Below are 22,791 nucleotides of genomic sequence, written 5' to 3'. Positions count from 1 at the left end.
GCCACCGATCCGCGCGATCACCATCCGCGATCCATCACGTGGGCGATGATTCTCCGGGACGCAAGCCGTTGCGCCGTTCGCGCACCGCATCAAGCTCGCGATCAAGGGCCTCGGGGTCCCGCCGAGTCATGCGCGCTAACGCTCGGCCTGCGTGCGTCCCCGCGGACACAGCAACGCTGTCTCGATGCTGCGCCTCGGCCACCGTCAGAAGGTTCGGGCGAATGAGCGCGTCGATGCCCGTGTGGTCCTCGATGATCGCGAGAGTTCGCGCATGGGCCATCAGCTCGCCAGGAATCTGCGCCCAGTCGATCACCCAGCCGGCCTCACGCGCGAGCTGGTTGAAGAACACGTGCTGGCTGCGAGTATTGATGTCTCGAAACGGATGAATCGAGGTCACTTCGCCCCACACCCACGCCAAACGGTCAGAAAACGTATCGGCATCGAGCCCACGCAGGTACTCCTCGTCGGCCAGGGTTCCGAAGACCCGCTCTGCTTCAGCAACGATGAACGGCGGCCGACAGTGCGCAATGCCTGTGCCACCGGGGTGCGTATCCGTATCCCGAATCTCGCCGCCCCACGTGTAAAGGTCTTGTGCCAAGTGTGCGTGAATCGATTTCAGGTGCTCCAAGTCAAAGACGCCCTGGATCGGGTTCTCATGCAATTCGTGCAGTCGAAGTCCGATGAAGTCGCTTTCGGCTTCTTTCCAATCGTCGTGGTTGGCGATCCCATACTTGTTGACCAGGACATCGCTGTCAGGGTACGTGTAGCGATCAGCCATCGAAGCGCCCGTTGGCAATTACGCCTTGCGCTGTTCGAGGCGAGTACGTGTACGCGCCTCGATTACCTCAATAGCTTCGTCCACCGTGATCTCGCCCAATAGCTGTCGTCGAGCGAGTTCACGGCCTTCCGGCGTCATCTCTTCACCGGCAGTGCGCTGCCCAGCCTCGACCTCGGCGAGCACGCGCTGCACGTAGCCTTCAGAAACGGGAGTCTTGGTTGCCATCACGCACCTCCATGGAGTCGGCCGTTGGTGTGCAGTCTACGCCGGGCCGCCCACTACGACGGGGCATAACCCGCGCATGTGGATAACCGCTCGCCAGCGTGGGCCTGTGGACGACAATTGCCGCGGCTCAGGCAACAGCTCCGGATGCTGCGCCATCACGCGCGCGTGCCGGGCGGCCGTCGCGCCCCAGCATCCGATCGATCTCTGTCGCCGCGTGCCTGCCGTCGCGGTTGGCCCCGAGTGTCGACTGTGATGGGCCGAAGCCGACGAGATGCACACGTGGTTCGTCCACGACCCGCGTGTTGCGCGTCACGATGCCGCCGAGTGCGTGCCGAAGCCGCAGCGGGTCCAGATGCGCGAGGGATGCCGCGAATCCCGTCGCCCAGAGAATGGTGTCGACCGTCGTGAGGGAGCCGTCCGCCTCGCGAACGCCGTGCGGTTCAAGTGCGGTGAACATCGGTCGGCGATCGAGCGCTCCGCGCGCCTTCGCGTCGAGCGCGTACGACGTCCAGGGCAGTCCCGTGTACGACACGATGCTGCCCGACGGGCGGCCAGCCTCGACGTCGGCTTTCACCGCAGAAATCGTCGCACGCCCCTCGGTCTCCGGTCTGAATGACCCGTCGAGCCAGACCGGTTCGCGTCGGGTGTACCAGAGGGTCGTTGCGACGCGCGAGATCTCTTCGATGTGCTGAATCGCCGAGATTCCTCCGCCGACGACCGCCACGCGCTGGTCCGCGAACTCATTGAGCGAGACGTAGTCACGCGTGTGCAGCTGGCGGCCCTGAAACGTCTCGGCTCCCGGGAAAGCGGGACGGCGCGGGTTATCCCACGTGCCGGTGGCATTGATGATCGCCCGTGTGCGCCACGGGCCGTCGCTCGTCTCGACGACGAGATCGCCGTCGGGCGAAGCATCCGCCCGTTCAACAGACATCACGCGCACGGGTCTCATGATCGGCAGGTCGAACGTGCTCTCGTAGTCGGCGAAATAGTGCGGCACGGCCATCCTGCTCGGTTCGGAGTCGTCGATGGGTGGCTTCTCCATGCCCGGCAGGTCGAAGATGCCGTTCACGGTGTTCATCGTGAGAGATTCCCAACGATGCTGCCATGCCCCGCCCGGCGCCGGGTTAGCGTCGAGCACGACGAACGTTGGGTCTTCGGCATCGTCGTCGAGGGCGCTGTCATACCCGAGACGCTGCAGGTGAAAGGCGGCCGAGAGTCCCGCCTGCCCGGCACCGATCACGACGACAGTCGCGGTGCGCAAAGTGGTGGCCATGCTTGGTGCAACGCCCTGGTGCGGCGCGATCTTCCCTCCCCACCCACGCCTTGCAAGCCGAGGGTCGATCCAGGATGCTGTCGCGGGCGCGCGTGGCTGGAATCAAAACGGTGTGCTCCGGTGTTGAACCCTGTAGAGCCCGGCGGCGAGACCGTTATCCAGCCCGCTCCTGTGGGTCATGGGGTTACGGTAAAGACGAGACGTGGTCGGGTTGCCCGATGCCATCAAGAGAAGGAGCACGCATCATGACGAGCGGAAAGCAGGATTCCGGGGAGATCACCCGCCGCGACGGCGCCGAGACGGCCATTCTGGCGGGCGGATGCTTCTGGGGAATGGAAGACCTTGTCCGCCGTCAGCCGGGAGTGCTCGGTACACGCGTCGGGTACACGGGTGGCGAGAACGACCACGCGACATATCGCAGCCACCCCGGCCACGCTGAGGCTCTGGAGATCGTCTTCGACCCGGCACAGACGACGTATCGCGACATTCTCGCGTTCTTCTTCCAGATCCACGACCCGTCGACGCTCAACCAACAGGGAAACGACCGGGGAACGAGCTATCGATCGGCGATCTTCCCCGTCACGCCCAAACAAGAGTCAGTCGCTCGCGAAACGATCGCGGATGTCGACGCCTCCGGTCTCTGGCCAGGAAAGGCCGTGACGACGATCGAGCCTCTCGGAGCGTTCTGGGAGGCCGAGCCTGAGCACCAGGACTACCTCGAGAAGTACCCCAACGGCTACACCTGCCACTTCCCACGCGAAGGCTGGGTGCTTCCGCGCCGCGAGCCCGCCGCACGCTAGTCGGCGCTCGGTCATGAACGGGAGGTGCCACCTTCGCCCCTCGTTCAGCCGTGTAAGGGAAAGTTGCCCTGAATGACCCCGTGTGGGTCGCGGGTTGCCTTGAGTTCGCGAAGACGCTCCAGAGACTCGGAGGGCAGTGCATCAGAGAGCCGTTCTGCTGGGTTGAGGAACGTGATCGGCTTGCGGCCGCTTGTGGGAAGTGCGGCAGCGAGCTCACGCTGCTTGTTACTGATGGCTTCTGAACCCGCGGTGGAGTTCGGAACCCCGAACATGTAGAGAGCGTACGGCTCGCTGAGGGCTCCGTGCGGACTCTCACTCGGCTGTGCGAGCGCGCCTCCGAGATGGCGAACCTGGGCCGTCATGAGCGGCGCGATCGGCTGGAGGAGCGCATCGAGAGCGGCGTCGTCAAGATGGGTGAGGAGCTCGCCGCGGGACTGCCCCGGGCCAGGCTCCGCGGGTTCCGCGGTGATCTGCCCGAGGTCTGCCACGCTCATCACTGCGCGCGTGTCCGTGAGCGGTGCGTGCAGATTTTTGGTCTCGTGCATGAGGTCGCGGGCGGCTCCTTCGGTGCCGAGGAAGGTGGAATCAATCGCGATCATCGGGTCGGCACCGGGAAAGTGGAGCAGTTCGAGCCACAGCGTCAGCTCTCGCGGAGCGGTCTCGGTCATTGACCGATAGGCTTCCGCGACCGAGCGTGCGTGGGCCGCTGACCACAGCTGACGCCCTCCGAACACCGAGGGGGCGGGACGCAGCCGCAGCTCGAGGGCCGTGACGATGGCGAGTTCTCCGCCCCCGCCCCTCAGCGCCCACAGGAGTTCCGTGTCCGCGTCGGTCACCGTGACGTGCCGCTGTGTTCCATCGGCCAGCACGATGTCGGCGGCATGGATGCTGTCGGCAATCCATCCGAATGCGCGACTGAACCAGCTCAACCCGCCCCCGAGTGCCGCGCCTGTCACCGAGACGACGGGGGAACTCCCCGGCAGCGCGGTCAGACCGCGTGCCGCTGTCGCTCGCTGCAGATCGCCTGAGCGAACCCCGGCACCGATGCGGGCAGTCATCGAGGCCAGGTCAACATCGATGGAGTCGAGGCGCGCCGTCCGCAGCAGAATGGCTCCGTCCGCTCGCCCCGTCGCACCGTGACCGCTGGGCTGCGTCGCGACGGAGATCCCGTTGGCGGAGGCGAAGCGCAGAAGCTGCGCGATGTCGTTAGCGTCTGCTGCGTCCACAACGGCACAGGGCATCTGCTCTACCGCGAGGTTCCACGGTCGACGCGCCGTGTCGAAACCGGCATCGTCGGGAAGCCAGACGTGTCCACGCATTGCGACGCGAAGCTGGCTGAGGATCGTTTGAGAGACAATGGTCATGAGGAATCCTTACGTTTTCGATACCGGATAAAAGGCGAACGAGAACTGTCGCCTTTACATATGAGTCGGGCGAGAAGGGCAAAACGTGACGAGCTGGCGCAAAGGAGAGAGATGGCACCCGGATCCCCTGCGCAGACGCGTAACGACGTGGTCAGCCAATTCACGACCTTCAGACCCAAGCTCTTTGCGATCGCGCACCGCACGTTGGGCTCCGCGTGGAGCGCTGACGACGCTGTGCAGGAGGTGTGGATTCGTCTGCAGCGCACCGACATCGCGGCGATCGACAATCTCGAAGCCTGGCTCACCGCCGTCATCTCTCGAGTCTGCATCGACATGATCCGCCACCAAGTCAGCAGGCGCGAAGAGCTGGGTCGCGACGCGAGCACGGAGCCCGCCGTTGCAGACAAAGACGATGATCCGTCAGAGATCGCGATGCTCTCCGACGACCTGGCGCTGGCGCTGCAAGTTGTGCTCGACGGGCTCGGCCCCTTGGAGCGACTCGCTCTCGTGCTCCACGACGTCTTTGCACTCTCGTTCGACGACATTGCGCCGATTGTCGAGCGCACGCCAGCTGCCGCCCGAAAACTTGCCTCCCGCGCCAGATCCCGTCTTCGCACGGTTGACGTCGGGGCGGTCCGCGAGCGTCACGAAGCCGCGATTGTCGCGTTTCTCGACGCGGCACGCAATGGAGACTTCGGAAAGCTTCTGCAACTGCTCGACCCCGAGATTGAGTTGCGCAGCGACACCGCCGCGGTTCACCTTGCCGCCGAAGGAGCCGACCACGGGGCACCACTGCTCGCCAGCGGCATCCGCGGCGCCGACGCGGTCGCGCGGGTCTTCGCCGGCCGCGCCGAATTGACGCGTCTGGTGCTCTGCAACGGAGTGCCCGCAGCCGCCTACGTCTCAGGTGGCGCAGCGCACGCCGTCTACCTGGTTACGTTCGAGTCCGACCGCATCGCGCAACTCGATGTTTTCGCAGACACCGCGCAGCTGGCCGTGCTCGACACTGTGCTCTAGAAGAGCGACTTTCCCGGTGACGCTGCGATGACGGCCAGGGTTCAGGCAGGGAATCCGGGAAGCCCGTCGACGCTCAGCGAGTTCTTCTCGACACGATATGCCGCCATGCCGTCGGCTCCCTTCTTCTCTGCGTGAAGCCGCAGCAGATCCCGCTCCCCCGTCATCTCCATGACAGGCACACCCCAGCCGCACGAGTCACTGACCCGCGTGACGTCAACGGTGATGACCGCCCGGGTGCTCGGGTGCTCTGGGTGAAGGGCGACAACCTCATCGAATTCCGCGTCACCGGGCAACGCGACAGTTCCGCGGCCATGCAGGCGCACGATTCTCGGCCGACGTTCGAACGAGGCGAACATCAAGCAGACCCGCCCGTTCTCACGCAGGTGGGCGATAGTCTCAACGCCGCTGCCCGTGAAATCGACCCATGCGACACGATGCTCGTTGAGCACAGAGAGCGAATCGTGTCCGCGCGGCGACACATTGACGTGACCTTCCGTGCTGAGCGGCGCCGTCGCGACGAACCACAACGGCTGAGTCTCAATCCAAGCCTTCATGGTGTCATCGATCGAATCGAAGATTTTGCCCATGCTGCAAGAGTAGTGGAGCAGTGGGTGACCACCGCAGCTGCGTGCAGTGCCGAGTGCATCGCGGCGTTCACCACTGAACAGCCAATAAGGCGGTTCCATCCCACTGTGGGGTATTGATAAACCCGCCCCTCCCTGCGCCCGCTTGAGGAGCCGGATGCAACGACTTAGCGAAATCGTCCTACTGTGCGCGAGGGGGGACTTGAACCCCCACGTTCTTGCGAACACTGGCACCTGAAGCCAGCGCGTCTACCAATTCCGCCACTCGCGCGAGTGCTGACAACACTGTGTCAACTCAGCGAGATTAGCATGAAAAGACGCATGCTTCCTATTCCGGGAAGCTTCCGGGAGACGGCATCGCATTGCCTTAGAGACCACCTCACAGGATGCCTCTCCCAGCGCTTCCTACTAGCATGTGCGTAGCCACTGAACGAAACGGGAGAGCTGTGGGGATTCTCGATAACTTTGAGAAGGGACTGGAGCGTGCCGTCAACGGCGCGTTCGCCAAGACCTTCCGCGCGGGCGTGCAGCCCGTAGAGATCTCCAGTGCGCTCAAACGCGAACTCGACACAACGGCAGCCGTCGTCACACGCGACCGCATTCTCGTTCCCAACCGATTTTCCGTATCTCTGTCTGTCGACGATCATGAGCGCATGGACCGCATCGGGCCCACCCTCATCGACGAGCTCACGAGCGTCGTGCAAAAGCACGCAAAGCAGCAGGGCTACCAGTTCGCCGGAGGAATCGACATCGCTCTCACCGCCGACCCCAATCTCAGCGATGGGATGCTCCAGGTGGACTCCGAGAACGTGAAGGGCGATGTCACCTGGCAGCCCGTCGTCGACATCGACGGCAAACGCCACCCCCTCAGGCAGTCCCGCACCGTCATCGGCCGCGGCAGCGACGCAGACATCACGGTGAACGACACGGGGACCAGCCGCAAACACGTGGAGATTCTCTGGGACGGCGAGCGCGCACAGGTGCGCGACCTCGGCTCGACAAACGGGTCGACGCTCAACGGCGCCAAGATCTCCCAGGCAGCACTGGCGCCCGACTCAGTGATTCAAATCGGTCGCACCCGCATCACCTTCCGCGTGCTCGCGCAATCGCGCCAGCCCGCATCGGGGGCGGATGTCGCCACGCGACGCACCGACATGGGCGGATTCTGGGGGCCTAACTCGTGAGTGAGCTCACCCTTCTCGTCTTGCGCTTCGGCTTCCTCATTCTCCTCTGGTTCTTCGTGCTCGGGGTGGTCTATGCCCTGCGCTCAGACCTGTTCGGGCAGGGCCGCAAGGTCGACGCAGCCAAGCAGCCGGCTGCCAAAGGGGCATCCGCTCCCCCACAGGCGAAACCGATGTCGACCCCGGCAGCCGCGCCCAGCTCGGCACGCAGCGGCACAGCGACTGTGCACAATGCAACGCGCATCGTGATCACCTCGGGAACCAAGCAGGGCAGCGAGATTCCCCTGGGCAAAGGCCCCATCACCATCGGTCGCGCTGCCGACTCCACCCTTGTGCTGCGCGACGACTACACCTCGACACACCACGCCCGACTGCTGCTGTGGAACGACGATTGGATGCTGCAAGACCTCGACTCGACGAACGGAACCTACCTCGCAGGCAAGCGCGTTGGCGCGCCGACCCAGATCAAGCTCGGCGCCCCCATCAAGGTCGGCCAGACGACGTTTGAGCTGCGAGGCTGACCATGCCCCTTTCGGCAAACGCGGCGGCGGCGACCGACGTCGGCAAGATCCGCTCGAACAACCAGGACTCCGGGTACGCCGGCGAGTACCTGTTTATGATCGCCGATGGCATGGGCGGCCACGCGGGCGGTGACGTCGCATCGGCAATCGCCGCCAACCGCATCATTGAGGCGGATGCCCCGTATGCCACGGTCGAAGACGCGCAGTTCGCGATGCAAGACGCCATCATGGCGGCGAACGACCAGCTCAGTGAGACGGTGTTCGAGCACCCGGAGCTCACCGGAATGGGCACAACAGTCGACGCCCTCATGGTTGTGGGCGACGAGGTGGCGATCGCGCACATCGGTGACTCCCGCATCTACTTGTACCGCGACGGCGAGCTGACGCAGATCACCACAGACCACACGTTCGTGCAGAAGCTCGTGGACTCCGGGCGCATCACCCAGGCAGAGGCGCGTGTTCATCCGCGGCGCTCCGTGCTCATGCGCGTTCTCGGCGACGTCGACACGTCGCCCGAGGTCGACACGCTGTCGATGACGGTGCACGACGGCGACCGCTGGATCATCTGCTCAGACGGATTGAGCGACTACGTTGACGACCGGGACACCCTGCGCATCGCCGCTGCGGGGCAAAACGCGCAGAAGACTGCCGACCGACTCGTCAAGAAGACACTCGACAACGGCGCACCAGACAACGTCACCGTCGTCGTGCTCGACGTTGGGGCGAAGAGCACCACAGACGGGCCCGTCGTCGTCGGCTCGGCATCCCGCCCCCTTGCCTTCGAGGTGAGGCCATCGCGGCGCACGGGCCTCATTCCCGCACTCCGGCTGCACACCGGCCGCGTTGCGCCCCTCGACCCCTCGCACTTTGAACCGGCGTCAGACGACTACCTTGAAGAGCTGATCGAAGAGGATGCCCGGCGCGTGCGCCGCAGGCGCCTCACCTGGACCCTCGGCATCTTCGTGCTGGTTCTGGCTCTCGCGCTGAGCCTTCTCGCCGCGTATTCGTGGACGCAGACGCGCTACTACGTCGGCGCAGACGGCGACAGCGTCGTGATCTTCCAGGGCATCCAGCAGAATGTCGGCCCGCTTTCGCTGTCGCACGAGTACAACGACACCGGAATTCTGCTCGACGGGCTGTCGTTCTACGACCGGCAAGAGGTCGAGCGCACGATCAGCGCGGCGAGCCTCGAGGATGCCCGAGATATCGTGTCGCGCCTTCGGGTCAATCACGAAGACGAGCAGGATGCCGACACGGGCACGCCGAGCGAGACGCCGACGCCCACCCCCACCGCGACGGCGGAGGGGGACGGATGACCGACGTGAAGAGCGCAGGCGCCGTCGGCGGTGCCACCACCGACACCGCGGTGATCCGCATCATGCGCAAACTCCATGTGCCGCAGAAGCTGCGCAACCGCGAATTGATGCTTCTTGTGTTCGCCTGCCTTGTGAACACCAGCGCCATCATGCTCGTGCAGTTGGGTGCGCTCGGCGAACTCGACTACTCGCTGATCTACTTCGGCGCAGCGCTCTCTGTGCTCGTGTTCGGGCTGCACATCTGCCTGCGCTACGTCGCCGCGCAATCCGACCCGCTTCTGCTTCCCATCGCCACGGTGCTCAACGGGCTCGGAATCGCCGAGATCTACCGCATCGACATCGCCGAGGGCAACGTCGGCTGGGCCGCGGCATCCACTCGTCAGATTGCGTGGAGCGCGATCGCGATCATCGCCGCAATCGCCGTGATCCTCATACTCAAGAACCACCGAGTGCTGTTCCGCTACACCTACATCTTCGGACTCGGCGCGTTCGTGCTGCTGCTTCTGCCGCTCGTACCTGGGCTCGGCCGCAGCGTCGGCGGTGCGAAGGTGTGGATCGGCATCGGCGACCTGCTGTCGTTCCAACCGGGCGAGATTGCCAAGATCGCCCTCGCCATCTTCTTCGCCGGGTACCTCGTGCGCACACGAGACAGCCTGTCGATGGTGGGCAAGAAGGTGCTCGGTGTGCGGTTCCCCCGCCTGCGCGACCTCGCCCCCATTCTCGTGGTGTGGGTGTTCGCGATGCTCATCATCATCTTCGAGCGCGACCTCGGAACGGCGCTGCTCTACTTCGGCATGTTCACGGTGATGCTCTACGTCGCCACGGCCCGCCTCAGCTGGGTGCTCATCGGAGGAGCACTGTTCGGAGCGGGCGCGTTTGTCGCAAGCCAGTCGCTCACCTATGTGCAGAACCGCTTCAACAACTGGATCAACGCGTTCAGCGACAGCGTGTACAACGGTGGCGACGGCGGCAACAGCTATCAGCTTGTGCAGGGCATCTTCGGGCTTGCGCACGGCGGCCTCATCGGAACGGGACTCGGCCAGGGCCGCCCGCATCTCACGCCCCTCGCTGAAAGCGACTACATCATCGCGAGCCTCGGCGAAGAGCTCGGTCTCGCCGGCATGTTCGCCATTCTGGTGCTCTACCTCGTGCTCGTCTCGCGAGGCTTTCGCATCGGTTTCGTCGGCCAAGACGACTTCAGCAAGCTGCTGGCGCTCGGCCTCTCGTTCACCATTGCCCTGCAGGTGTTCATCATGGTCGGCGGCGTCACACGCGTTATTCCCCTCACCGGTCTGACCGCGCCGTTCCTCGCCGCAGGTGGCTCGTCGCTCGTCGCCAACTGGATGATCGTCGCGATTCTGCTTCGCGTCAGCGACAGCGTCAGGCGCAAACCCGCGGAGGTGAGCTCGTGAACAGAGAGTTCAGGCGCGTCAGCATCGTGATGGTGGCGATGTTTCTCACCCTCTTCGTCTCGACGACGATCATTCAAGGCATCCAGGCAGACTCTCTGGCCGCCGATTCGCGCAATACGCGCACGCTGTACGACAGTTATCAGACAGAGCGCGGCGCGATTCTCGCCGGAGACACGGTTCTCGCCTCGTCGAAGCCGACGGGCGACCAGTTCGTGTACCAGCGCGAGTACCCGCAGGGCGAGATGTATGCCGCGGTCACGGGCTACTTCAACCCGACGCAAGGGTCTTCCGGCCTTGAGCATTCAATGAATCAGTACCTCTCGGGCACCTCGAACTCGCAGTTCCTCGACACCCTCAATCAGATCATCGCCGGCCAAGACCCCAAGGGCGCAGCGGTTGAAGTGACGATCAACCCTGCGGTGCAGGAGGCCGCGTGGAACGCCATGAAGGGCTACACGGGCGGGCTCGTCGCCATGGAGCCGAAGACCGGGCGCATTCTCGCCATGGTCACGACCCCGACGTACGACCCGAATGCGCTCGCCGAACACAACAGCGCGACGGTGCTCGAGCGCTACAACAGTCTGCTCGACGAGCCGAGCAAGCCGCTGTACAACCGTGCGATCAGCGGCGACCAGAACCCACCTGGGTCAACGTTCAAGGTCGTCGTCGCCGCAGCGGCATTTGCGTCAGGCGATTACACACCCGATTCAAAGCTTCCGAATCCCGCGTCGTACACGCCGCCCGGAACGTCGTCGAAAATCTACAACGCCACCCGCGGTACCTGCGGGCCAGGGGATGAGGTGACGATCGCCGACGCGATTCGCCTCAGCTGCAACATTCCCATGGCCGAGCTCGGCGTGAAACTGGGTGATGAGGCAATTCTCGATACGGCCGAAGCCTTTGGGTTCAATGATGAGAACATCACGATTCCATTGCAGTGTGGCACCAGCAACTACCCCCAGGTGGGCCTCGACGACGCACAGACGGCGCTGAGCGCGTTCGGTCAGGGTGACGTGAGGTCGACGCCATTGCAGATGGCGATGGTCTCGTCTGGCATAGCAAACGAGGGAACCGTCATGCAGCCAACACTCGTTGACCGTGTGACGGGGCGCAATCTCGAAGTGCTGCAGAGCTTCACCCCGTCGGTGTACAACGAAGCGACGACACCGGATGTGGCGGCGGACGTGTCTGGCGCCATGCAGCTCAGCGTCCGAAGCGGGGCCGCGAGTAATGCCACAATAGACGGAGTCAGTGTGGCGGGAAAGACGGGCACGGCCGAAAACGGGCCCGACGAGCCATACTCCCTGTGGTTCACCGGCTTCGCCCCCGCGGACAACCCCCAGGTTGCAGTAGCAGTCGTAATTGAAGATGGTGGCGGAAAAGGCCAGTCCGGCAGCGGTAATCAGATTGCCGCGCCGGTCGCCAAAAAGGTTATTGAGGCGGTGCTGAACGAATGAGACCCATGGCAGGGGTGACCTTCGGCGGGCGATACGAGTTGGAGTCTCGCATCGCCATCGGAGGTATGGGCGAAGTCTGGAAAGCGACAGACAACGTCATCGGACGCACGGTCGCCATCAAGATTCTCAAAGACGAGTACATGGGCGACCCCGGCTTCCTCGAGCGGTTCCGCGCCGAGGCCAGGCACGCTGCCCTCGTCAACCACGAAGGTATCGCCAATGTCTTCGACTACGGCGAAGAAAACGGTTCGGCGTTCCTCGTCATGGAACTCGTGCCAGGCGAGGCCCTTTCGTCAACGCTCGAACGCGAGCATGTGCTGTCGACAGATGCGACGCTCGACATCGTCGCCCAGACGGCCGCCGCCCTGCAGGCAGCCCACACGGCGGGGCTCGTTCACCGCGACATCAAGCCGGGAAACCTGTTGATCACGCCCGACCGCCGCGTGAAGATCACCGACTTCGGCATTGCCCGAATCGCCGACCAGGTGCCGCTCACAGCGACCGGCCAGGTGATGGGCACCGTGCAGTACCTCTCGCCCGAGCAGGCGTCTGGGCACCCGGCATCCCCCTCAACCGACATCTACTCGCTCGGCATCGTCGCCTACGAGGCTCTCGCGGGCAAGCGCCCGTTCACCGGCGAATCGCAGGTGGCGATCGCGATGGCGCAGATCAACGAGGCGCCGCCAGAGCTGCCCGCCACGGTGGCAGAGCCCGTGCGCAACCTCGTGTTCTCGATGATCGCGAAGAACCCAGACGACCGACCGGCGACGACGGCCCACGTCGTGCGTGCCGCGAACGCGCTGCGTCGCGGCGATGTCGCCGCCGCAACCGCCGCCGTACCCGCCGTCGGCGAGGGAACCGGTGGAACGAGCATCATCGCCGGGTCTGACGCTGACTCCACTCAGCTGATCAGCGAACACGAAGACACGGGAACAGCATCGCTGCCCGTCGCCGGTGAGGGCGAAGAGGGCGAGAAGAAGAAACGCAGCCCCTGGACGTGGCCGCTCATCGTTCTGATCGCCGTGCTTGTGCTCGTGCTGGCCGGCACGATCTTTGCGCTCGTCAACATGAACAGCGACACGGATGCCGACGCGACCACCGCGCCTCCGACGACGACGTCGTCGACACCGACAGAGGAAACAAGCGAGCCGACGCCAGAGAACACCCGGGTCACGATCGACAAGAGCGACTACGTCGGCCTGACCTACCAGGCAGCTGCAGACAAGCTCAGTGCGCTCGGCCTCAACCCAGAGAAGCAGACCGGCGACGCGGCGACCTCGAGCGACCAGGTCGACAAGGTGACCGACGTCAACCCATACGGCAAGGTCAACCCGGGCGACACCATCACGCTCACGGTGTACGGCGGGCTTGCCTCCCCGGATGCTCCGACAGAAGCACCGTCCGTCAACAACTGCACGGGCTCCGGCTGCGAGTTCATGGCCAGCGCCGAGAACAACACAGTGACCGCAACATGGAACACATACACGAGCTGCCCGGCCGGAACGAGCGTCACCGGCTACCGCATTCAGGTAAGCGGCGGAACGGTGCAGAGCAGCGACATCAAGCCAGGCGGAAACCAGGCAGTAACCGTCACCATCGACGAGAACGCAAGCCAGCTGACGGTGTCGTGGAGCGTGCTGTGCGGCGAGGCCGAATCGCAGCCGTCACCGAACACGGTGACCTCGATCACCTGGGAAGACCAGGGCGGCGGCGACACCGGCGGTGGCAATTCCGGCGAGGGAACCGAGGGCTCGGCTGGCGACGAACCCGGTGCCTCGTCGGTGCCTGCACGCGAAGAAGTAGGTGCTCGCGGCTAGCGGCTCGGCGCAATGCACGGCAATGAGTCGCAATTCCGGCGACTGTCCAGCATCCGCCCGATAGGCTATACGCGTTAAAGGCCCCGACCGGGGCGATGTCCGACGATTCGGAGTTCATGGGGTGGTTGACGAAGAGCGGATCCTCGCTGGGCGGTACCGCATCGGTTCCGTCATCGGACGAGGAGGCATGGCTGTCGTCTATAAAGGGCGCGACACCAAGCTGGGCCGCAACGTCGCCGTCAAGATTCTCAAGTCTGAGCTCGCCCGCGACCCCGCATTCCGCACCCGCTTTCGCCAAGAAGCACAATCTGCATCGCGCATGTCTCACTCGGGCATCGTTCGCGTCTTCGACGCAGGCGAAGAGTCGGTGCGGCGCGACAACGGCGAGGTGGAGCGAGAGCCCTTCATCGTCATGGAATACGTGCAGGGGCACCAGCTCAAAGACCTGATTGCGCGGGGTCCACTCGACGTGGACGAGGCACTGAGCATTACACAAGACATTCTCACCGCAATCGAGTACTCGCACCGTGCCGGCGTCGTGCACCGCGACATCAAGCCGGGCAACATCATGATCACCCCCGAAGGCACCGTCAAGGTGATGGACTTCGGTATCGCTCGCGCGGTCAGCGACACGTCGTCGACCGTTGCGCAGACGACGCAGATTCTCGGCACCGCCTCATACTTCTCGCCTGAGCAGGCGAAGGGCGAGACCGTCGACGCTCGCACCGACATCTACTCAGCATCCGTCGTGCTCTTTGAGATGCTCACGGGGCGAGCCCCCTTCGTCGGTGACACTGCCGTTTCTGTCGCCTACCAGCACGTGAGCGAAACCCCGGTCAAGCCGTCGACGCTGAACAGCGCAGTGACTCCCGCCATCGACAAGGTGGTGCTCACCGGGCTCGCCAAAGACCGCTACCAGCGGTACCAGACGGCGAACGACTTCAGCGAAGCACTCAGCATGGCGGCCGACGGACACCTTCCGCTCGACACCGTGGCGATGGGGCACGTTGACGACGTGGCGACCGAGCTCTTCGGCGCCGCACCTCCGCCGGTGAACGACACAGAGCAGGCGCTTCGGCAGCTCACGAACGACGATACAGTGACGCGCACGCAGCGTCGCCCACCTGTCGTCTGGATCTGGGCTGGCGTGACCGTTGTCGCCGTGATCATGCTTGCCGTGCTCTGGTGGGTGATGACGCTGCCTCAGGCCGCGCAGGTGCCCTCGGCATCGCGCACGATTCCCAGCCTTGCCGGAACAACGTGGGACAGCGCGGAGAAGACGCTCACCGATCTCGACCTGCTTCCGACCAAGTACGAGGAAGCCAGCACCGATGTTCCCGCGGGGGAGGTGATCTCTCTCGACCCCGAGGCCGGCACTCGAGTGGCCCCCAACACGCAGGTGAAGGTGTACATTTCCACCGGAGCCGATCTCAACGCGATCCCCGACGTCGCGAACATGCCGCTCGACGAAGCTGAAGCCGCGATCGAGGATGCCGGGCTTGAGGTGGGCTCGATCAGCTCTGAGAACTCGCCGTCTGTCCCGGCAGACACCGTCTTGTCGACGTCGCCTGGCGTCGGCGAAGAAGTCGCAGAGGGCAGCACGATCGACATCGTGATCTCAGACGGCATGGTGACGGTTCCTGATATGACAGGGAAGGCTCTCGAAACCGCACGGCAGGAGCTTGAGGGTGAGAAATACGCACTCACTGTGATTGAGGTTGGCGATGACTCCTGCGTGGCCGCGGGCGGCAGCCCCGTCACCTCCCAATCGATTGGCCCCGGCGAGGTTCCGCAGCACTCGACGATCGAGCTGACCTACTGCACGGGCGCGGCTGACGACGGCGGCGGCGATGGCGGCGGTGGCGACAACGGCAACAACGGCAAGGGCAAGGGCAACGAAGGCGGCCAGAGCGCACCGAACACGCAGGGCGTCGCCATTCGCGAGGACGGCTGACGCCGCGGAACGTGCATCGTTGCGGACATAGTGCCTGAGCACACCGCTGCACCATGTCCGCAGCTATGCACGTCGTTCGCCGAGGCGAGGGTGCGTCAGGCTGACGGCGTCGGCTGAGCCACCGCAGGCGCAGCATCCGTCGCCATCAGCGGATGAAGCTCCGACGCAATATGAGCGGCATTCTGAAGCCCCGCCGTCTCGAGCCAGTTTCCGAGCATACGATAGCCGCCCTCCGTCAGGACGCTTTCCGGGTGGAACTGCACTCCGAAGACAGGCCGACGGCGGTGATGCAGACCCATGATGACGCCGCCGTCCGTGCGACTGTTGACAACGAGATCGTCGGGCACCGTGCCGTCGACAACGGCCAGCGAGTGGTAGCGCGTCGCCGTGAACGGCTGCGGAACCCCCGCATAGAACGGGCTCTCATCATGCGTCACCTGCGACGTCTTTCCGTGCATCAGCTCCACAGCGTTCGTCACGACGCCTCCGAACGCCTCGGCGATCGCCTGATGGCCAAGGCAGACCCCCAGCAGCGGCTGCCCCGAGGCAATGGCCGCATGCACGAGAGAGATCGAGACTCCAGCATCCGCCGGCTTTCCCGGGCCAGGCGACAGCAGCACGGCATCGAACGTCGAGGCGTACGCCGCGGCATCCGCCTCGCCGAAAGCATCATTGCGCACGACCTCGGTCTCCGCACCGATCTGCTGCAGGTAGCCGTCGAGGGTATAGACGAAGCTGTCGTAATTGTCGACGACGAGAACACGAGTCATGCGGCAATTCTATTCGTTGAGCGTGGCGTCGGGCACGGGAATGAGCGTCTGCACCCACGGAAAGACGAAGGCGAAGAGCAGGTAGAGCACAGCCGCGATGAGCGCAAGCAGAATGATGAGCTTGACGACAACAGGGCCAGGCAGAGCACGCCACAGTGCTGCATACACGGTCAGTCCTCCAGACTTTCGGTGAGGGATGCCGGCGGGCCGACCGCCGCTGGAGTGAACGACTCGAACGTGCCATACGCGATGATGCGCTCAGCGGCCGAATACATCGGGCTGCACGCCGTGAGCGTGATGAAGCTGTCTGTCACCTCAGCCTCGTCACGCTGCGGAATGGGATTGAGCACGTCAACCGACTGCGGCGTCACGTACTCGAGAGTGCGAAACCGATACGTGTACCAGCCGTCTTTGGTCTGCAGCACGATCGCGTCGCCGACCCGCAGCTCAGCGATCTGGTTGAGGGGCTTGCCATACGTTGTGCGGTGCCCCGCAACAGCGAAGTTGCCCGGCTCCCCCGGTGACTGCGTATTCAGGTAATGGCCGAGCCCGATCGGGTCAAGCGTTCCCGACCGCGTGACGCCTCCCGCCACATCGGCGGCATAGTCGGCTCCGAAGCGCGGAATAGACATCACTGCGAAGATCTCTGTGTCGGCAGCCGGCTCGGGAATGATCGGCTCATACACCTCGGTGCCGTCGTCGGTCACGATCGGGGCGGGAGCCTCTGGTGCATCGGAGAGCCAGCTCTGTGCTCGATCGTGCGCAACATCGTCTTGCTCAGCCCGGACAATGATGTCGTTGAGCCACAGCTGCCAGAAGAGAAACAGCAGAATGAGCACGCCAGCGGTGATGAGCAGCTCGCCCAGCACCCCGATCACCGTCACACGGGGGCGCGACCCCGCGGAGCGCTGCCTGGCAGAACGACGTCTGCTCGCTCGGCCTTCGCCGACCGCATTCGCCGGGTCACCATGTACCATGGGGCTGATTCTACTGATCGATCATGTATAGATAGAATGGCTGGCATGGCACGCACGAAGAACAAGGCTACAGCGGCTCGCGCACAGCAGCAGCAGGCTCAGCGCAGCGGTGACGACGCACCGAACCCGGTGTGGTTCAAGCCGGTGATGTTCGGGTTCATGCTGATCGGGCTCGCCTGGATCATTGTGTTCTACCTCTCGCAGGGTCTCCTGCCCGTTGCCGCTCTCGGCTCGTGGAACATTTTGGTCGGCTTCGGCATCGCCTTCATCGGCTTTCTCATGACCACACGCTGGAGATAGCGACGCACAGACTTCTCGCACAGGGCCTCCGTTTCGACGGGGGCCCTTGCTATGTTGTCGTGCCGAATTCGGAACGGTAGTAGACGAGCGGTTGTGCACCGTGGTCGTCACTGCGCCCCATTGCCACCACTTCTCCGACGACAAGCTGGTGCGTCGCCGCCGTGTGCACGGCCGTCGTGCGGCACTCGAACCAGGCAACGCTGCCCTCGATGATGGCGGGCGCTCCTGGCTCACGTCGCCAATGCGGCGTTCGCGCAAGCAAGCCCCGCAGCGGCGCTCCGAGTTCGCCGAGCTCCTGGGCGATCGTGCGCTGATCGCTCGCGAGCAGACTCAGAGCCCACCGGCCAGACTCCTCGACAGCCTCGACCGTGCGCGACAGCCCATAGAGGCTCACGAGCATCGTCGGCGGGTCGTATGACACCGACAGGTAGTCGGTGACCGTCGTTGCGTGGTCGTATCGCGCGGCGACGGCCGTCACGACGGCGACACCCTTCGCGGCACGGCCCGAGAGCATCCGGTATCGCTCTCGCACCGTGCGACCCGGCGCAGATGCGTCGACGTCGACGATCTCGTGGCCCATCAATCAGGGTCGCTTGGGTCGAGTGGGGCGTGGTGATCGAGGTTGACGATTCCGCGCTTCCAGTAGCCCTCGACCTCCACTTGCTCGGCAGGAAGGCCGAGGTCACGGCGAAGGTGACGGCGCACCTCGACGAGCTCGTTTGCCTCGCCCGCAGCCCACACGTACGTGTCATCACCGATGGAGCCGAGCGAACGCACGGCCTCGATCAGCTGCCCCGGGCCATCTTCGCGATACAGCAGCTCAATGTTCGACCTGTCGCGATGCTGCTGTGTGAGGTACTGATCTGCCTCTTCGGTGTTCACCTGAACGATGGAGGTGACCGTGACGTCAGGCGGCAGCATCCGGAGCCAGCGGGTGAATGCGGGCAGCGCCGTCTCGTCAGCGATCAGCACCGCTCGACGGATGCCGACGGGGACGAGTTTTGATCCGCGTGGCCCCGCGATGCCCACCGGCTGGCCGGGGTGGGCATGCGCGGCAAACGCTGTTGCGGGAGCGTCGTCGCCGTGAACGACGATGTCGATGTCGAGCTCGGGTACGCCGGCCGAGTTGTTCTCGCGGAACACAAGAGGGGTGAGATCCCGCGAGAGGATCAGACCATCTGTCGGGCGCTTGAGGCCGTCAGCCGTCATCTGCGGCGTCGTGAGCTTCTCGGTGGCGGGGTCAGGAAAGAAGACCTTCACGTGATCGTTTGGTCCCGGAGCCTTGAAGCCCCTCAGATTCTCGCCCGTGACGGTAATGCGGACCATCGTTTCGTGCAGCCAATCGACGCGCTCAACCGTCGTGCGCCGAACCTCGGGTTCATGCCGTATGCGCTCACGTGTCACCATTCAAGCATCCTCTCTTCGACCTCCCTCCAGCCTACGCGCGACGGAACCGGTGATCGCCACGAGCGAGGCGACCAGCCGACGGCGAATTACACCCGTGTAGTTCTCCCCAGCTGTTGATAACTCCTGTGAGTAACTTTCCCGACCGGTGTCGAGTTACACGTCTGTAATTCTCCACACTGTGGACAAGGCTGTGGATAACTCTGGGGACGGCTTGTGGGCGACGTGTGAGAAATGCCCGTTAACGTGTGGAGAACGTGTGGACGGACGCCGTGAAATGACTCACGCTGGGTGCCTCGCTTATGCGAACGCAGCCGCGTCACGCCCTGATTCGCAAAAGATAGAAGAGGCCCAAAGCCACGCAGATGCCCAGGGTGGCGTACGGGGTCACAAGGCCAGCCAGCGCGGCAACGAGGTAGACGGGGGCAGAGAGAGCGCCGCGACGCAGAAGCGCACGCTGCTGCACTGGCGTGATCGGCTCGCGCAGCAGGTGCGGTCGGCGCACAACGATGAGGTACTGCAGAGAAACGAACATCAGCGCTGTGACAAGGAACGAGCACGCATAGATGACAGCGGCAACATGCGCCCCTTCGCTCGCGTTCAGATAGGTCGCAAAGAGAGATGTGCTGAACGGCAACGCCACGATGCACAGCAACAGCAGCAGATTTATGACGAGCACCACGTGATCTGCAGCCCTCAACCGGCGCAGCGTGGCGTGGTGGCTGATCCACATGATGCCGATGGCCAAAAACGAGATGACATAGGCCAGGTAATTGGGCCACATGTCGCCAAGCTGATCAGCCAGGCTCACGCCAGCTTTCGGCTCGGGAACACGCAGATCGAGCACAAGGAGCGTGATGGCAACCGCGATGACGCCGTCAGACAATGCCTCAACCCTGCCGACCCCGTACTCCTCCGCCGTGACGTGGGCTCCGGAATCGGCACTGAGCATATCTCATTAATGCACAGCCAGGCTCATCACACCAGACTGCGCGCGGAATCGAGCCGCCGCTTACACACGGACCACGGCGCCAACGACTGTCAGCACGAGCAGCAGCACCGCGACCCCCGCGACCCCGAGCTTCTGCAGCGTCTGTTGCCGGCGCTTACGTGTGCTCACAAACACAAGGCCAAGGAGCGCGCCCGTGATGAGGCCGCCCAAGTGTGCCTGCCATGCAATGTTCGTGCCCGGAATGAAGCCGATGACGAGGTTGATGCCGACGAGCACCAGAAGGCCCGTCATGTTTCCGCCCAGCTTGTGCACGATCACGAGAGTCGCCCCCATCAGGCCGAAGATCGCGCCCGATGCGCCGACCACCGGCTGCAGTGGGTTGTCGAGCAGCAGAACGCCCACGGACGAGCCGAAGGCGGTGATGACGTAGAGCGTCGCGAATCGCCAGCGCCCGATCATCGGCTCGAGCATTCTGCCGAAGATCCACAGCGTGTACATATTGAGAGCGACGTGCAGAATGAACGATTTCGAGTGCACGAGTGCGACGGTCAGCATCCGCCACGGTTCGAAAGAGCCGAACTCGGGGATGCTGTACGCACCGGCGTACAGCAAGGCGTCGGTGACTCCCAGCGGAAGCAGCTGCAGCACGAAGACGAAAAGCGTCAGCGCGATGATCACGTAGGTGACGGCGGGGTGACCCGAGCCCCGGCGCATGACGCTCGAAAAGCGGGTGGCCGCAGCCGATTTGACCTTGGGTGCCGAGGCACGCTGCTCACGCATGCACTCGGGGCACACCACCCCGACGGGCGCCTGCGTTTGGCATTCAGCGCAAATAGTGCGACCGCATCGCTGGCAGAGCACAAAGCTCTGACGATCAGGATGCCGGTAGCAGAAGTTCTCGCGTCCCGTCGGGAAGGTGCTCACTGAGCCTCAGGCTAGACGTTCTCGACATCGACGCTCTCGATGACCACGTCGTCGAGAGGGCGGTCGCGTGCGTCGGTCGGCACGGTGGCGAGCTTGTCAACGATCTTGCGACCTGCGTCGTCGGCAACCTCACCGAAAATGGTGTGCTTTCCCTGCAGCCACGGTGTCGCACCGACAGTGATGAAGAACTGCGAGCCGTTCGTTCCCTCACCTGCGATCGTGCCGGCGTTGGCCATGGCAAACATGTATGGCTGCGCGAAGCCCAGTTCCGGGTGGATCTCGTCGTTGAACTTGTAGCCGGGGCCACCCGTTCCGTTTCCGAGCGGGTCGCCGCCCTGAATCATGAATCCGGGAATGATGCGGTGGAAGACAACGCCGTTATAGAGCGGAGTGTTCGTCTTGGTCTCGCCCGTGGTTTCGTCGGTCCAGTCCTTCGAACCGGTAGCGAGCCCAACAAAGTTCTCGACGGTCTTGGGGGCATGATCGCCGAAGAGATTTACCTTGATGTCGCCGTAGTTTGTGTGGATCGTGGCGACAGCGGTGTGAATAGACATATGTCAATTCTTGCATAATGAATGCCCTGCCTCTTGTGACGCTCCCAGCCTCTCGTGACAAGATAGGGTGAATCGTTTGTCACGAGATCAATGGAGGTCCCCCAGTGAGCATGACACGCAAGCGCAAGAAGCAGCTGAAACGCCTCAAGGGTGACGCAAACGCCCTATGGGCCGCGCAGCAAGAATTGCTGGATCAGGCGAACTCCGTCGCTCGTGATGCGAGCCGCCAGCTGTCTGCGTACAGCCGCGACGAGATCGCCCCGCGCCTCGCACGTGCGTATGAAGACAGGCTGCAGCCGGTCGTTCACCGCGTGGATGCCGCGACGTACGACGCTCGCCAGGTCGCCAAGCACAACTTCGACAAGAAGGTGCTGCCCGCGATGGGCGGCGCCCTCGGCACCGTCATGGCGCTCGGAGACGCTGCCCGCGACGGCCGCGTCAAGGCGGCGTTCGGCAAGGTCGCCGCACCGGAGCCCAAGAAGAAGTCCGGGGCAGGGCGTGCGATCGCGCTGACCGCAGGCTTCGTTGCCGCTGCGGGCGTTGCGTATGCCGTGTGGCAGACGTTCCGCGCCGATGACGAGCTGTGGGTCGCCGACGACGACGATTCGCTGCCGAGCAACTGAGCTGACCTAGCTCTGAGATTCATGTGGCAAAGATTGCTCCCTACGTGTCCGTGGGGAGCAATTTTTGACATGTGAACGCAGTCCGCGTCAGCGCAGCATCCTCAGTGCGACATTCACCAAGTCGACCCGGTGCAGCGACTCCACGTCGTCGAGATTGTGCCACTCGGCGTAGTCCGTTGAGCCGTCGACCTCGTACTCCAGCGTCCCGCCGGTGATGTGGGCGCGGTACACGATGCGCAGCGCCTGCAGCGGTCGGCGCGAGCCTGATGCGAAGCGCGCAACCGTCGGAATCACAATCGAGTCAACTCCGAGAGTCTCGTCGAGTTCAGCGTCGTAACCGGTCTCCTCACGAATCTCGCGCACCGCGGCCTCCGCGGGATCTTCGCCTGGCTCCAACCCACCCCCGGGCAGCGTCCACGCCTGGCGGCCGCCCTCGTTCCAGTGCGACAGCAGCATCCGCCCGTCATCGATGATGACTCCGTACGCGGCGACGCGCATGTCCATGCCCATGTCGAAACCCTAACAAGCTGGATGCTGCCCAGCAGCGGCCCGGTGTCGGCGAAGGTTCCACGCTGAGGAGGGGTTTTC

Annotated in this window: 25 protein-coding genes and 1 tRNA gene; 11 read left to right on the top strand and 15 right to left on the bottom strand. The window is 63.9% G+C overall.

The window, feature by feature from the left end; all coding sequences use genetic code 11:
- Positions 1-34: 34 nt before the first annotated feature.
- From HCR84_RS00505 to HCR84_RS00495, 3 genes are all read right to left on the bottom strand, one after another.
- A complete protein-coding gene (locus HCR84_RS00505; protein WP_166983017.1) occupies positions 35-778 on the bottom strand; it encodes a Fic/DOC family protein in 744 nt (247 codons plus the stop codon).
- Positions 779-796: 18 nt separating this feature from the next.
- Positions 797-1,003 carry a hypothetical protein gene (locus tag HCR84_RS00500; RefSeq protein ID WP_166983018.1) on the bottom strand — a complete coding sequence of 69 codons (207 nt, stop codon included), beginning with the start codon at positions 1,001-1,003 and terminating at the stop codon, positions 797-799.
- A 127-nt stretch (positions 1,004-1,130) separates the two neighbouring features.
- On the bottom strand, positions 1,131-2,276 hold the full coding sequence (locus HCR84_RS00495; protein WP_166983019.1) for an NAD(P)-binding domain-containing protein: 1,146 nt from the start codon (positions 2,274-2,276) through the stop codon (positions 1,131-1,133).
- 245 nt (positions 2,277-2,521) lie between these two features.
- Here HCR84_RS00495 and msrA point away from each other — a divergent pair, with 245 nt between their 5' ends.
- Positions 2,522-3,076, top strand: a complete 555-nt coding sequence (msrA, locus tag HCR84_RS00490; RefSeq protein ID WP_166983020.1) for a peptide-methionine (S)-S-oxide reductase MsrA — start codon at positions 2,522-2,524, stop codon at positions 3,074-3,076.
- A gap of 44 nt (positions 3,077-3,120) precedes the next feature.
- Here the strand turns inward: msrA and HCR84_RS00485 are convergent, their stop codons facing one another.
- Positions 3,121-4,440 carry an FAD-binding oxidoreductase gene (locus HCR84_RS00485; RefSeq protein WP_166983021.1) on the bottom strand — a complete coding sequence of 440 codons (1,320 nt, stop codon included), beginning with the start codon at positions 4,438-4,440 and terminating at the stop codon, positions 3,121-3,123.
- Positions 4,441-4,551: 111 nt separating this feature from the next.
- Here HCR84_RS00485 and HCR84_RS00480 point away from each other — a divergent pair, with 111 nt between their 5' ends.
- Positions 4,552-5,457, top strand: coding sequence for a sigma-70 family RNA polymerase sigma factor (locus HCR84_RS00480; protein ID WP_166983022.1), 906 nt, complete (start codon positions 4,552-4,554; stop codon positions 5,455-5,457).
- Between the two features lie 41 nt (positions 5,458-5,498).
- Here HCR84_RS00480 and HCR84_RS00475 read toward each other — a convergent pair whose 3' ends face one another.
- Together HCR84_RS00475 and HCR84_RS00470 are read right to left on the bottom strand one after the other, a co-directional pair.
- Positions 5,499-6,044: a pyridoxamine 5'-phosphate oxidase family protein gene (locus HCR84_RS00475; protein ID WP_166983023.1), complete on the bottom strand. Its 546-nt coding sequence runs from the start codon at positions 6,042-6,044 to the stop codon at positions 5,499-5,501.
- A gap of 184 nt (positions 6,045-6,228) precedes the next feature.
- Positions 6,229-6,312 (bottom strand) — tRNA-Leu (locus HCR84_RS00470).
- A gap of 175 nt (positions 6,313-6,487) precedes the next feature.
- Between HCR84_RS00470 and HCR84_RS00465 the strand changes: the two genes are divergently transcribed.
- From HCR84_RS00465 to pknB, 7 genes are all read left to right on the top strand, one after another.
- A complete protein-coding gene (locus HCR84_RS00465) occupies positions 6,488-7,225 on the top strand; it encodes an FHA domain-containing protein (protein ID WP_166983024.1) in 738 nt (245 codons plus the stop codon).
- Entirely contained in the window at positions 7,222-7,743 is a 522-nt protein-coding gene (locus HCR84_RS00460; RefSeq protein ID WP_166983025.1) for an FHA domain-containing protein FhaB/FipA, read from the top strand. The genes HCR84_RS00465 and HCR84_RS00460 overlap by 4 nt, the downstream gene beginning before the upstream one ends.
- 2 nt (positions 7,744-7,745) lie before the next feature.
- Positions 7,746-9,059 (top strand): Stp1/IreP family PP2C-type Ser/Thr phosphatase, encoded by a 1,314-nt coding sequence (locus HCR84_RS00455; RefSeq protein WP_166983026.1) that lies wholly within the window; start codon positions 7,746-7,748, stop codon positions 9,057-9,059.
- Positions 9,056-10,471: an FtsW/RodA/SpoVE family cell cycle protein gene (locus HCR84_RS00450; protein ID WP_166983027.1), complete on the top strand. Its 1,416-nt coding sequence runs from the start codon at positions 9,056-9,058 to the stop codon at positions 10,469-10,471. The genes HCR84_RS00455 and HCR84_RS00450 overlap by 4 nt, the downstream gene beginning before the upstream one ends.
- Positions 10,468-11,928: a peptidoglycan D,D-transpeptidase FtsI family protein gene (locus tag HCR84_RS00445; protein ID WP_166983028.1), complete on the top strand. Its 1,461-nt coding sequence runs from the start codon at positions 10,468-10,470 to the stop codon at positions 11,926-11,928. The genes HCR84_RS00450 and HCR84_RS00445 overlap by 4 nt, the downstream gene beginning before the upstream one ends.
- On the top strand, positions 11,925-13,745 hold the full coding sequence (locus HCR84_RS00440) for a serine/threonine-protein kinase (protein ID WP_166983029.1): 1,821 nt from the start codon (positions 11,925-11,927) through the stop codon (positions 13,743-13,745). The genes HCR84_RS00445 and HCR84_RS00440 overlap by 4 nt, the downstream gene beginning before the upstream one ends.
- A 121-nt stretch (positions 13,746-13,866) precedes the next feature.
- Positions 13,867-15,699, top strand: coding sequence for a Stk1 family PASTA domain-containing Ser/Thr kinase (gene pknB / locus HCR84_RS00435; protein WP_166983030.1), 1,833 nt, complete (start codon positions 13,867-13,869; stop codon positions 15,697-15,699).
- Between the two features lie 95 nt (positions 15,700-15,794).
- Here pknB and HCR84_RS00430 read toward each other — a convergent pair whose 3' ends face one another.
- Genes HCR84_RS00430 through HCR84_RS00420 form a run of 3 tightly spaced genes read right to left on the bottom strand, consistent with a single transcriptional unit; the run spans position 15,795 to position 17,446 of the window.
- Complete coding sequence (locus HCR84_RS00430; protein ID WP_166983031.1) at positions 15,795-16,469, bottom strand: anthranilate synthase component II; 675 nt, start codon at positions 16,467-16,469, stop codon at positions 15,795-15,797.
- Positions 16,470-16,478: 9 nt separating this feature from the next.
- Entirely contained in the window at positions 16,479-16,637 is a 159-nt protein-coding gene (locus tag HCR84_RS00425) for a hypothetical protein (RefSeq protein WP_166983032.1), read from the bottom strand.
- A 2-nt stretch (positions 16,638-16,639) separates the two neighbouring features.
- A complete protein-coding gene (locus HCR84_RS00420) occupies positions 16,640-17,446 on the bottom strand; it encodes a class E sortase (RefSeq protein WP_166983033.1) in 807 nt (268 codons plus the stop codon).
- A gap of 45 nt (positions 17,447-17,491) precedes the next feature.
- Here HCR84_RS00420 and HCR84_RS00415 point away from each other — a divergent pair, with 45 nt between their 5' ends.
- A complete protein-coding gene (locus HCR84_RS00415) occupies positions 17,492-17,746 on the top strand; it encodes a cell division protein CrgA (protein WP_166983034.1) in 255 nt (84 codons plus the stop codon).
- A gap of 49 nt (positions 17,747-17,795) precedes the next feature.
- On the opposite strand, the gene HCR84_RS00410 is transcribed toward HCR84_RS00415, so the two are convergent.
- The 5 genes from HCR84_RS00410 to HCR84_RS00390 all read right to left on the bottom strand — a co-directional run bounded on the left by HCR84_RS00410 (position 17,796) and on the right by HCR84_RS00390 (position 21,580).
- Positions 17,796-18,326: a flavin reductase family protein gene (locus tag HCR84_RS00410; RefSeq protein WP_166983035.1), complete on the bottom strand. Its 531-nt coding sequence runs from the start codon at positions 18,324-18,326 to the stop codon at positions 17,796-17,798.
- On the bottom strand, positions 18,326-19,153 hold the full coding sequence (locus HCR84_RS00405; RefSeq protein ID WP_166983036.1) for a siderophore-interacting protein: 828 nt from the start codon (positions 19,151-19,153) through the stop codon (positions 18,326-18,328). Before HCR84_RS00405 ends, HCR84_RS00410 begins: the two co-directional genes overlap by 1 nt.
- Positions 19,154-19,469: 316 nt before the next feature.
- Positions 19,470-20,102 (bottom strand): TMEM175 family protein, encoded by a 633-nt coding sequence (locus HCR84_RS00400; protein WP_166983037.1) that lies wholly within the window; start codon positions 20,100-20,102, stop codon positions 19,470-19,472.
- Positions 20,103-20,162: 60 nt separating this feature from the next.
- On the bottom strand, positions 20,163-20,882 hold the full coding sequence (locus HCR84_RS00395; RefSeq protein WP_244972533.1) for a rhomboid family intramembrane serine protease: 720 nt from the start codon (positions 20,880-20,882) through the stop codon (positions 20,163-20,165).
- 155 nt (positions 20,883-21,037) lie between these two features.
- On the bottom strand, positions 21,038-21,580 hold the full coding sequence (locus tag HCR84_RS00390; protein WP_166983039.1) for a peptidylprolyl isomerase: 543 nt from the start codon (positions 21,578-21,580) through the stop codon (positions 21,038-21,040).
- Positions 21,581-21,684: 104 nt separating this feature from the next.
- On the opposite strand from HCR84_RS00390, the gene HCR84_RS00385 reads away from it, so the two are divergent.
- Positions 21,685-22,203 (top strand): DNA helicase, encoded by a 519-nt coding sequence (locus HCR84_RS00385; RefSeq protein ID WP_166983040.1) that lies wholly within the window; start codon positions 21,685-21,687, stop codon positions 22,201-22,203.
- Positions 22,204-22,290: 87 nt separating this feature from the next.
- Here HCR84_RS00385 and HCR84_RS00380 read toward each other — a convergent pair whose 3' ends face one another.
- The gene (locus HCR84_RS00380; RefSeq protein ID WP_166983278.1) at positions 22,291-22,707 is read right to left on the bottom strand and encodes an NUDIX hydrolase; all 417 of its coding nucleotides are present in this window, start codon (positions 22,705-22,707) and stop codon (positions 22,291-22,293) included.
- Positions 22,708-22,791 lie beyond the last annotated feature (84 nt).

It is taken from the genome of Paramicrobacterium fandaimingii (assembly GCF_011751745.2).
GTDB lineage: Bacteria > Actinomycetota > Actinomycetes > Actinomycetales > Microbacteriaceae > Paramicrobacterium > Paramicrobacterium fandaimingii.
Note: the sequence above shows the minus strand (reverse complement) of the source record. Positions and strands in the feature narration are given on the sequence as shown.

Bases quoted from the DNA above. Each gene is read 5' to 3' on its own strand.
- msrA (WP_166983020.1), top strand. From the start codon at position 2,522: ATGACGAGCGGAAAGCAGGATTCCGGGGAGATCACCCGCCGCGACGGC.
- HCR84_RS00400 (WP_166983037.1), bottom strand. From the start codon at position 20,102: ATGCTCAGTGCCGATTCCGGAGCCCACGTCACGGCGGAGGAGTACGGG.
- HCR84_RS00415 (WP_166983034.1), top strand. From the start codon at position 17,492: ATGGCACGCACGAAGAACAAGGCTACAGCGGCTCGCGCACAGCAGCAG.
- HCR84_RS00380 (WP_166983278.1), bottom strand. From the start codon at position 22,707: ATGGACATGCGCGTCGCCGCGTACGGAGTCATCATCGATGACGGGCGG.
- HCR84_RS00475 (WP_166983023.1), bottom strand. From the start codon at position 6,044: ATGGGCAAAATCTTCGATTCGATCGATGACACCATGAAGGCTTGGATT.
- HCR84_RS00455 (WP_166983026.1), top strand. From the start codon at position 7,746: ATGCCCCTTTCGGCAAACGCGGCGGCGGCGACCGACGTCGGCAAGATC.
- HCR84_RS00390 (WP_166983039.1), bottom strand. From the start codon at position 21,580: ATGTCTATTCACACCGCTGTCGCCACGATCCACACAAACTACGGCGAC.
- HCR84_RS00430 (WP_166983031.1), bottom strand. From the start codon at position 16,469: ATGACTCGTGTTCTCGTCGTCGACAATTACGACAGCTTCGTCTATACC.
- HCR84_RS00500 (WP_166983018.1), bottom strand. From the start codon at position 1,003: ATGGCAACCAAGACTCCCGTTTCTGAAGGCTACGTGCAGCGCGTGCTC.
- HCR84_RS00480 (WP_166983022.1), top strand. From the start codon at position 4,552: ATGGCACCCGGATCCCCTGCGCAGACGCGTAACGACGTGGTCAGCCAA.
- HCR84_RS00395 (WP_244972533.1), bottom strand. From the start codon at position 20,882: ATGCGTGAGCAGCGTGCCTCGGCACCCAAGGTCAAATCGGCTGCGGCC.
- HCR84_RS00485 (WP_166983021.1), bottom strand. From the start codon at position 4,440: ATGACCATTGTCTCTCAAACGATCCTCAGCCAGCTTCGCGTCGCAATG.
- HCR84_RS00405 (WP_166983036.1), bottom strand. From the start codon at position 19,153: ATGGTGACACGTGAGCGCATACGGCATGAACCCGAGGTTCGGCGCACG.
- HCR84_RS00420 (WP_166983033.1), bottom strand. From the start codon at position 17,446: ATGGTACATGGTGACCCGGCGAATGCGGTCGGCGAAGGCCGAGCGAGC.
- HCR84_RS00410 (WP_166983035.1), bottom strand. From the start codon at position 18,326: ATGGGCCACGAGATCGTCGACGTCGACGCATCTGCGCCGGGTCGCACG.
- HCR84_RS00440 (WP_166983029.1), top strand. From the start codon at position 11,925: ATGAGACCCATGGCAGGGGTGACCTTCGGCGGGCGATACGAGTTGGAG.
- HCR84_RS00450 (WP_166983027.1), top strand. From the start codon at position 9,056: ATGACCGACGTGAAGAGCGCAGGCGCCGTCGGCGGTGCCACCACCGAC.
- HCR84_RS00495 (WP_166983019.1), bottom strand. From the start codon at position 2,276: ATGGCCACCACTTTGCGCACCGCGACTGTCGTCGTGATCGGTGCCGGG.
- HCR84_RS00505 (WP_166983017.1), bottom strand. From the start codon at position 778: ATGGCTGATCGCTACACGTACCCTGACAGCGATGTCCTGGTCAACAAG.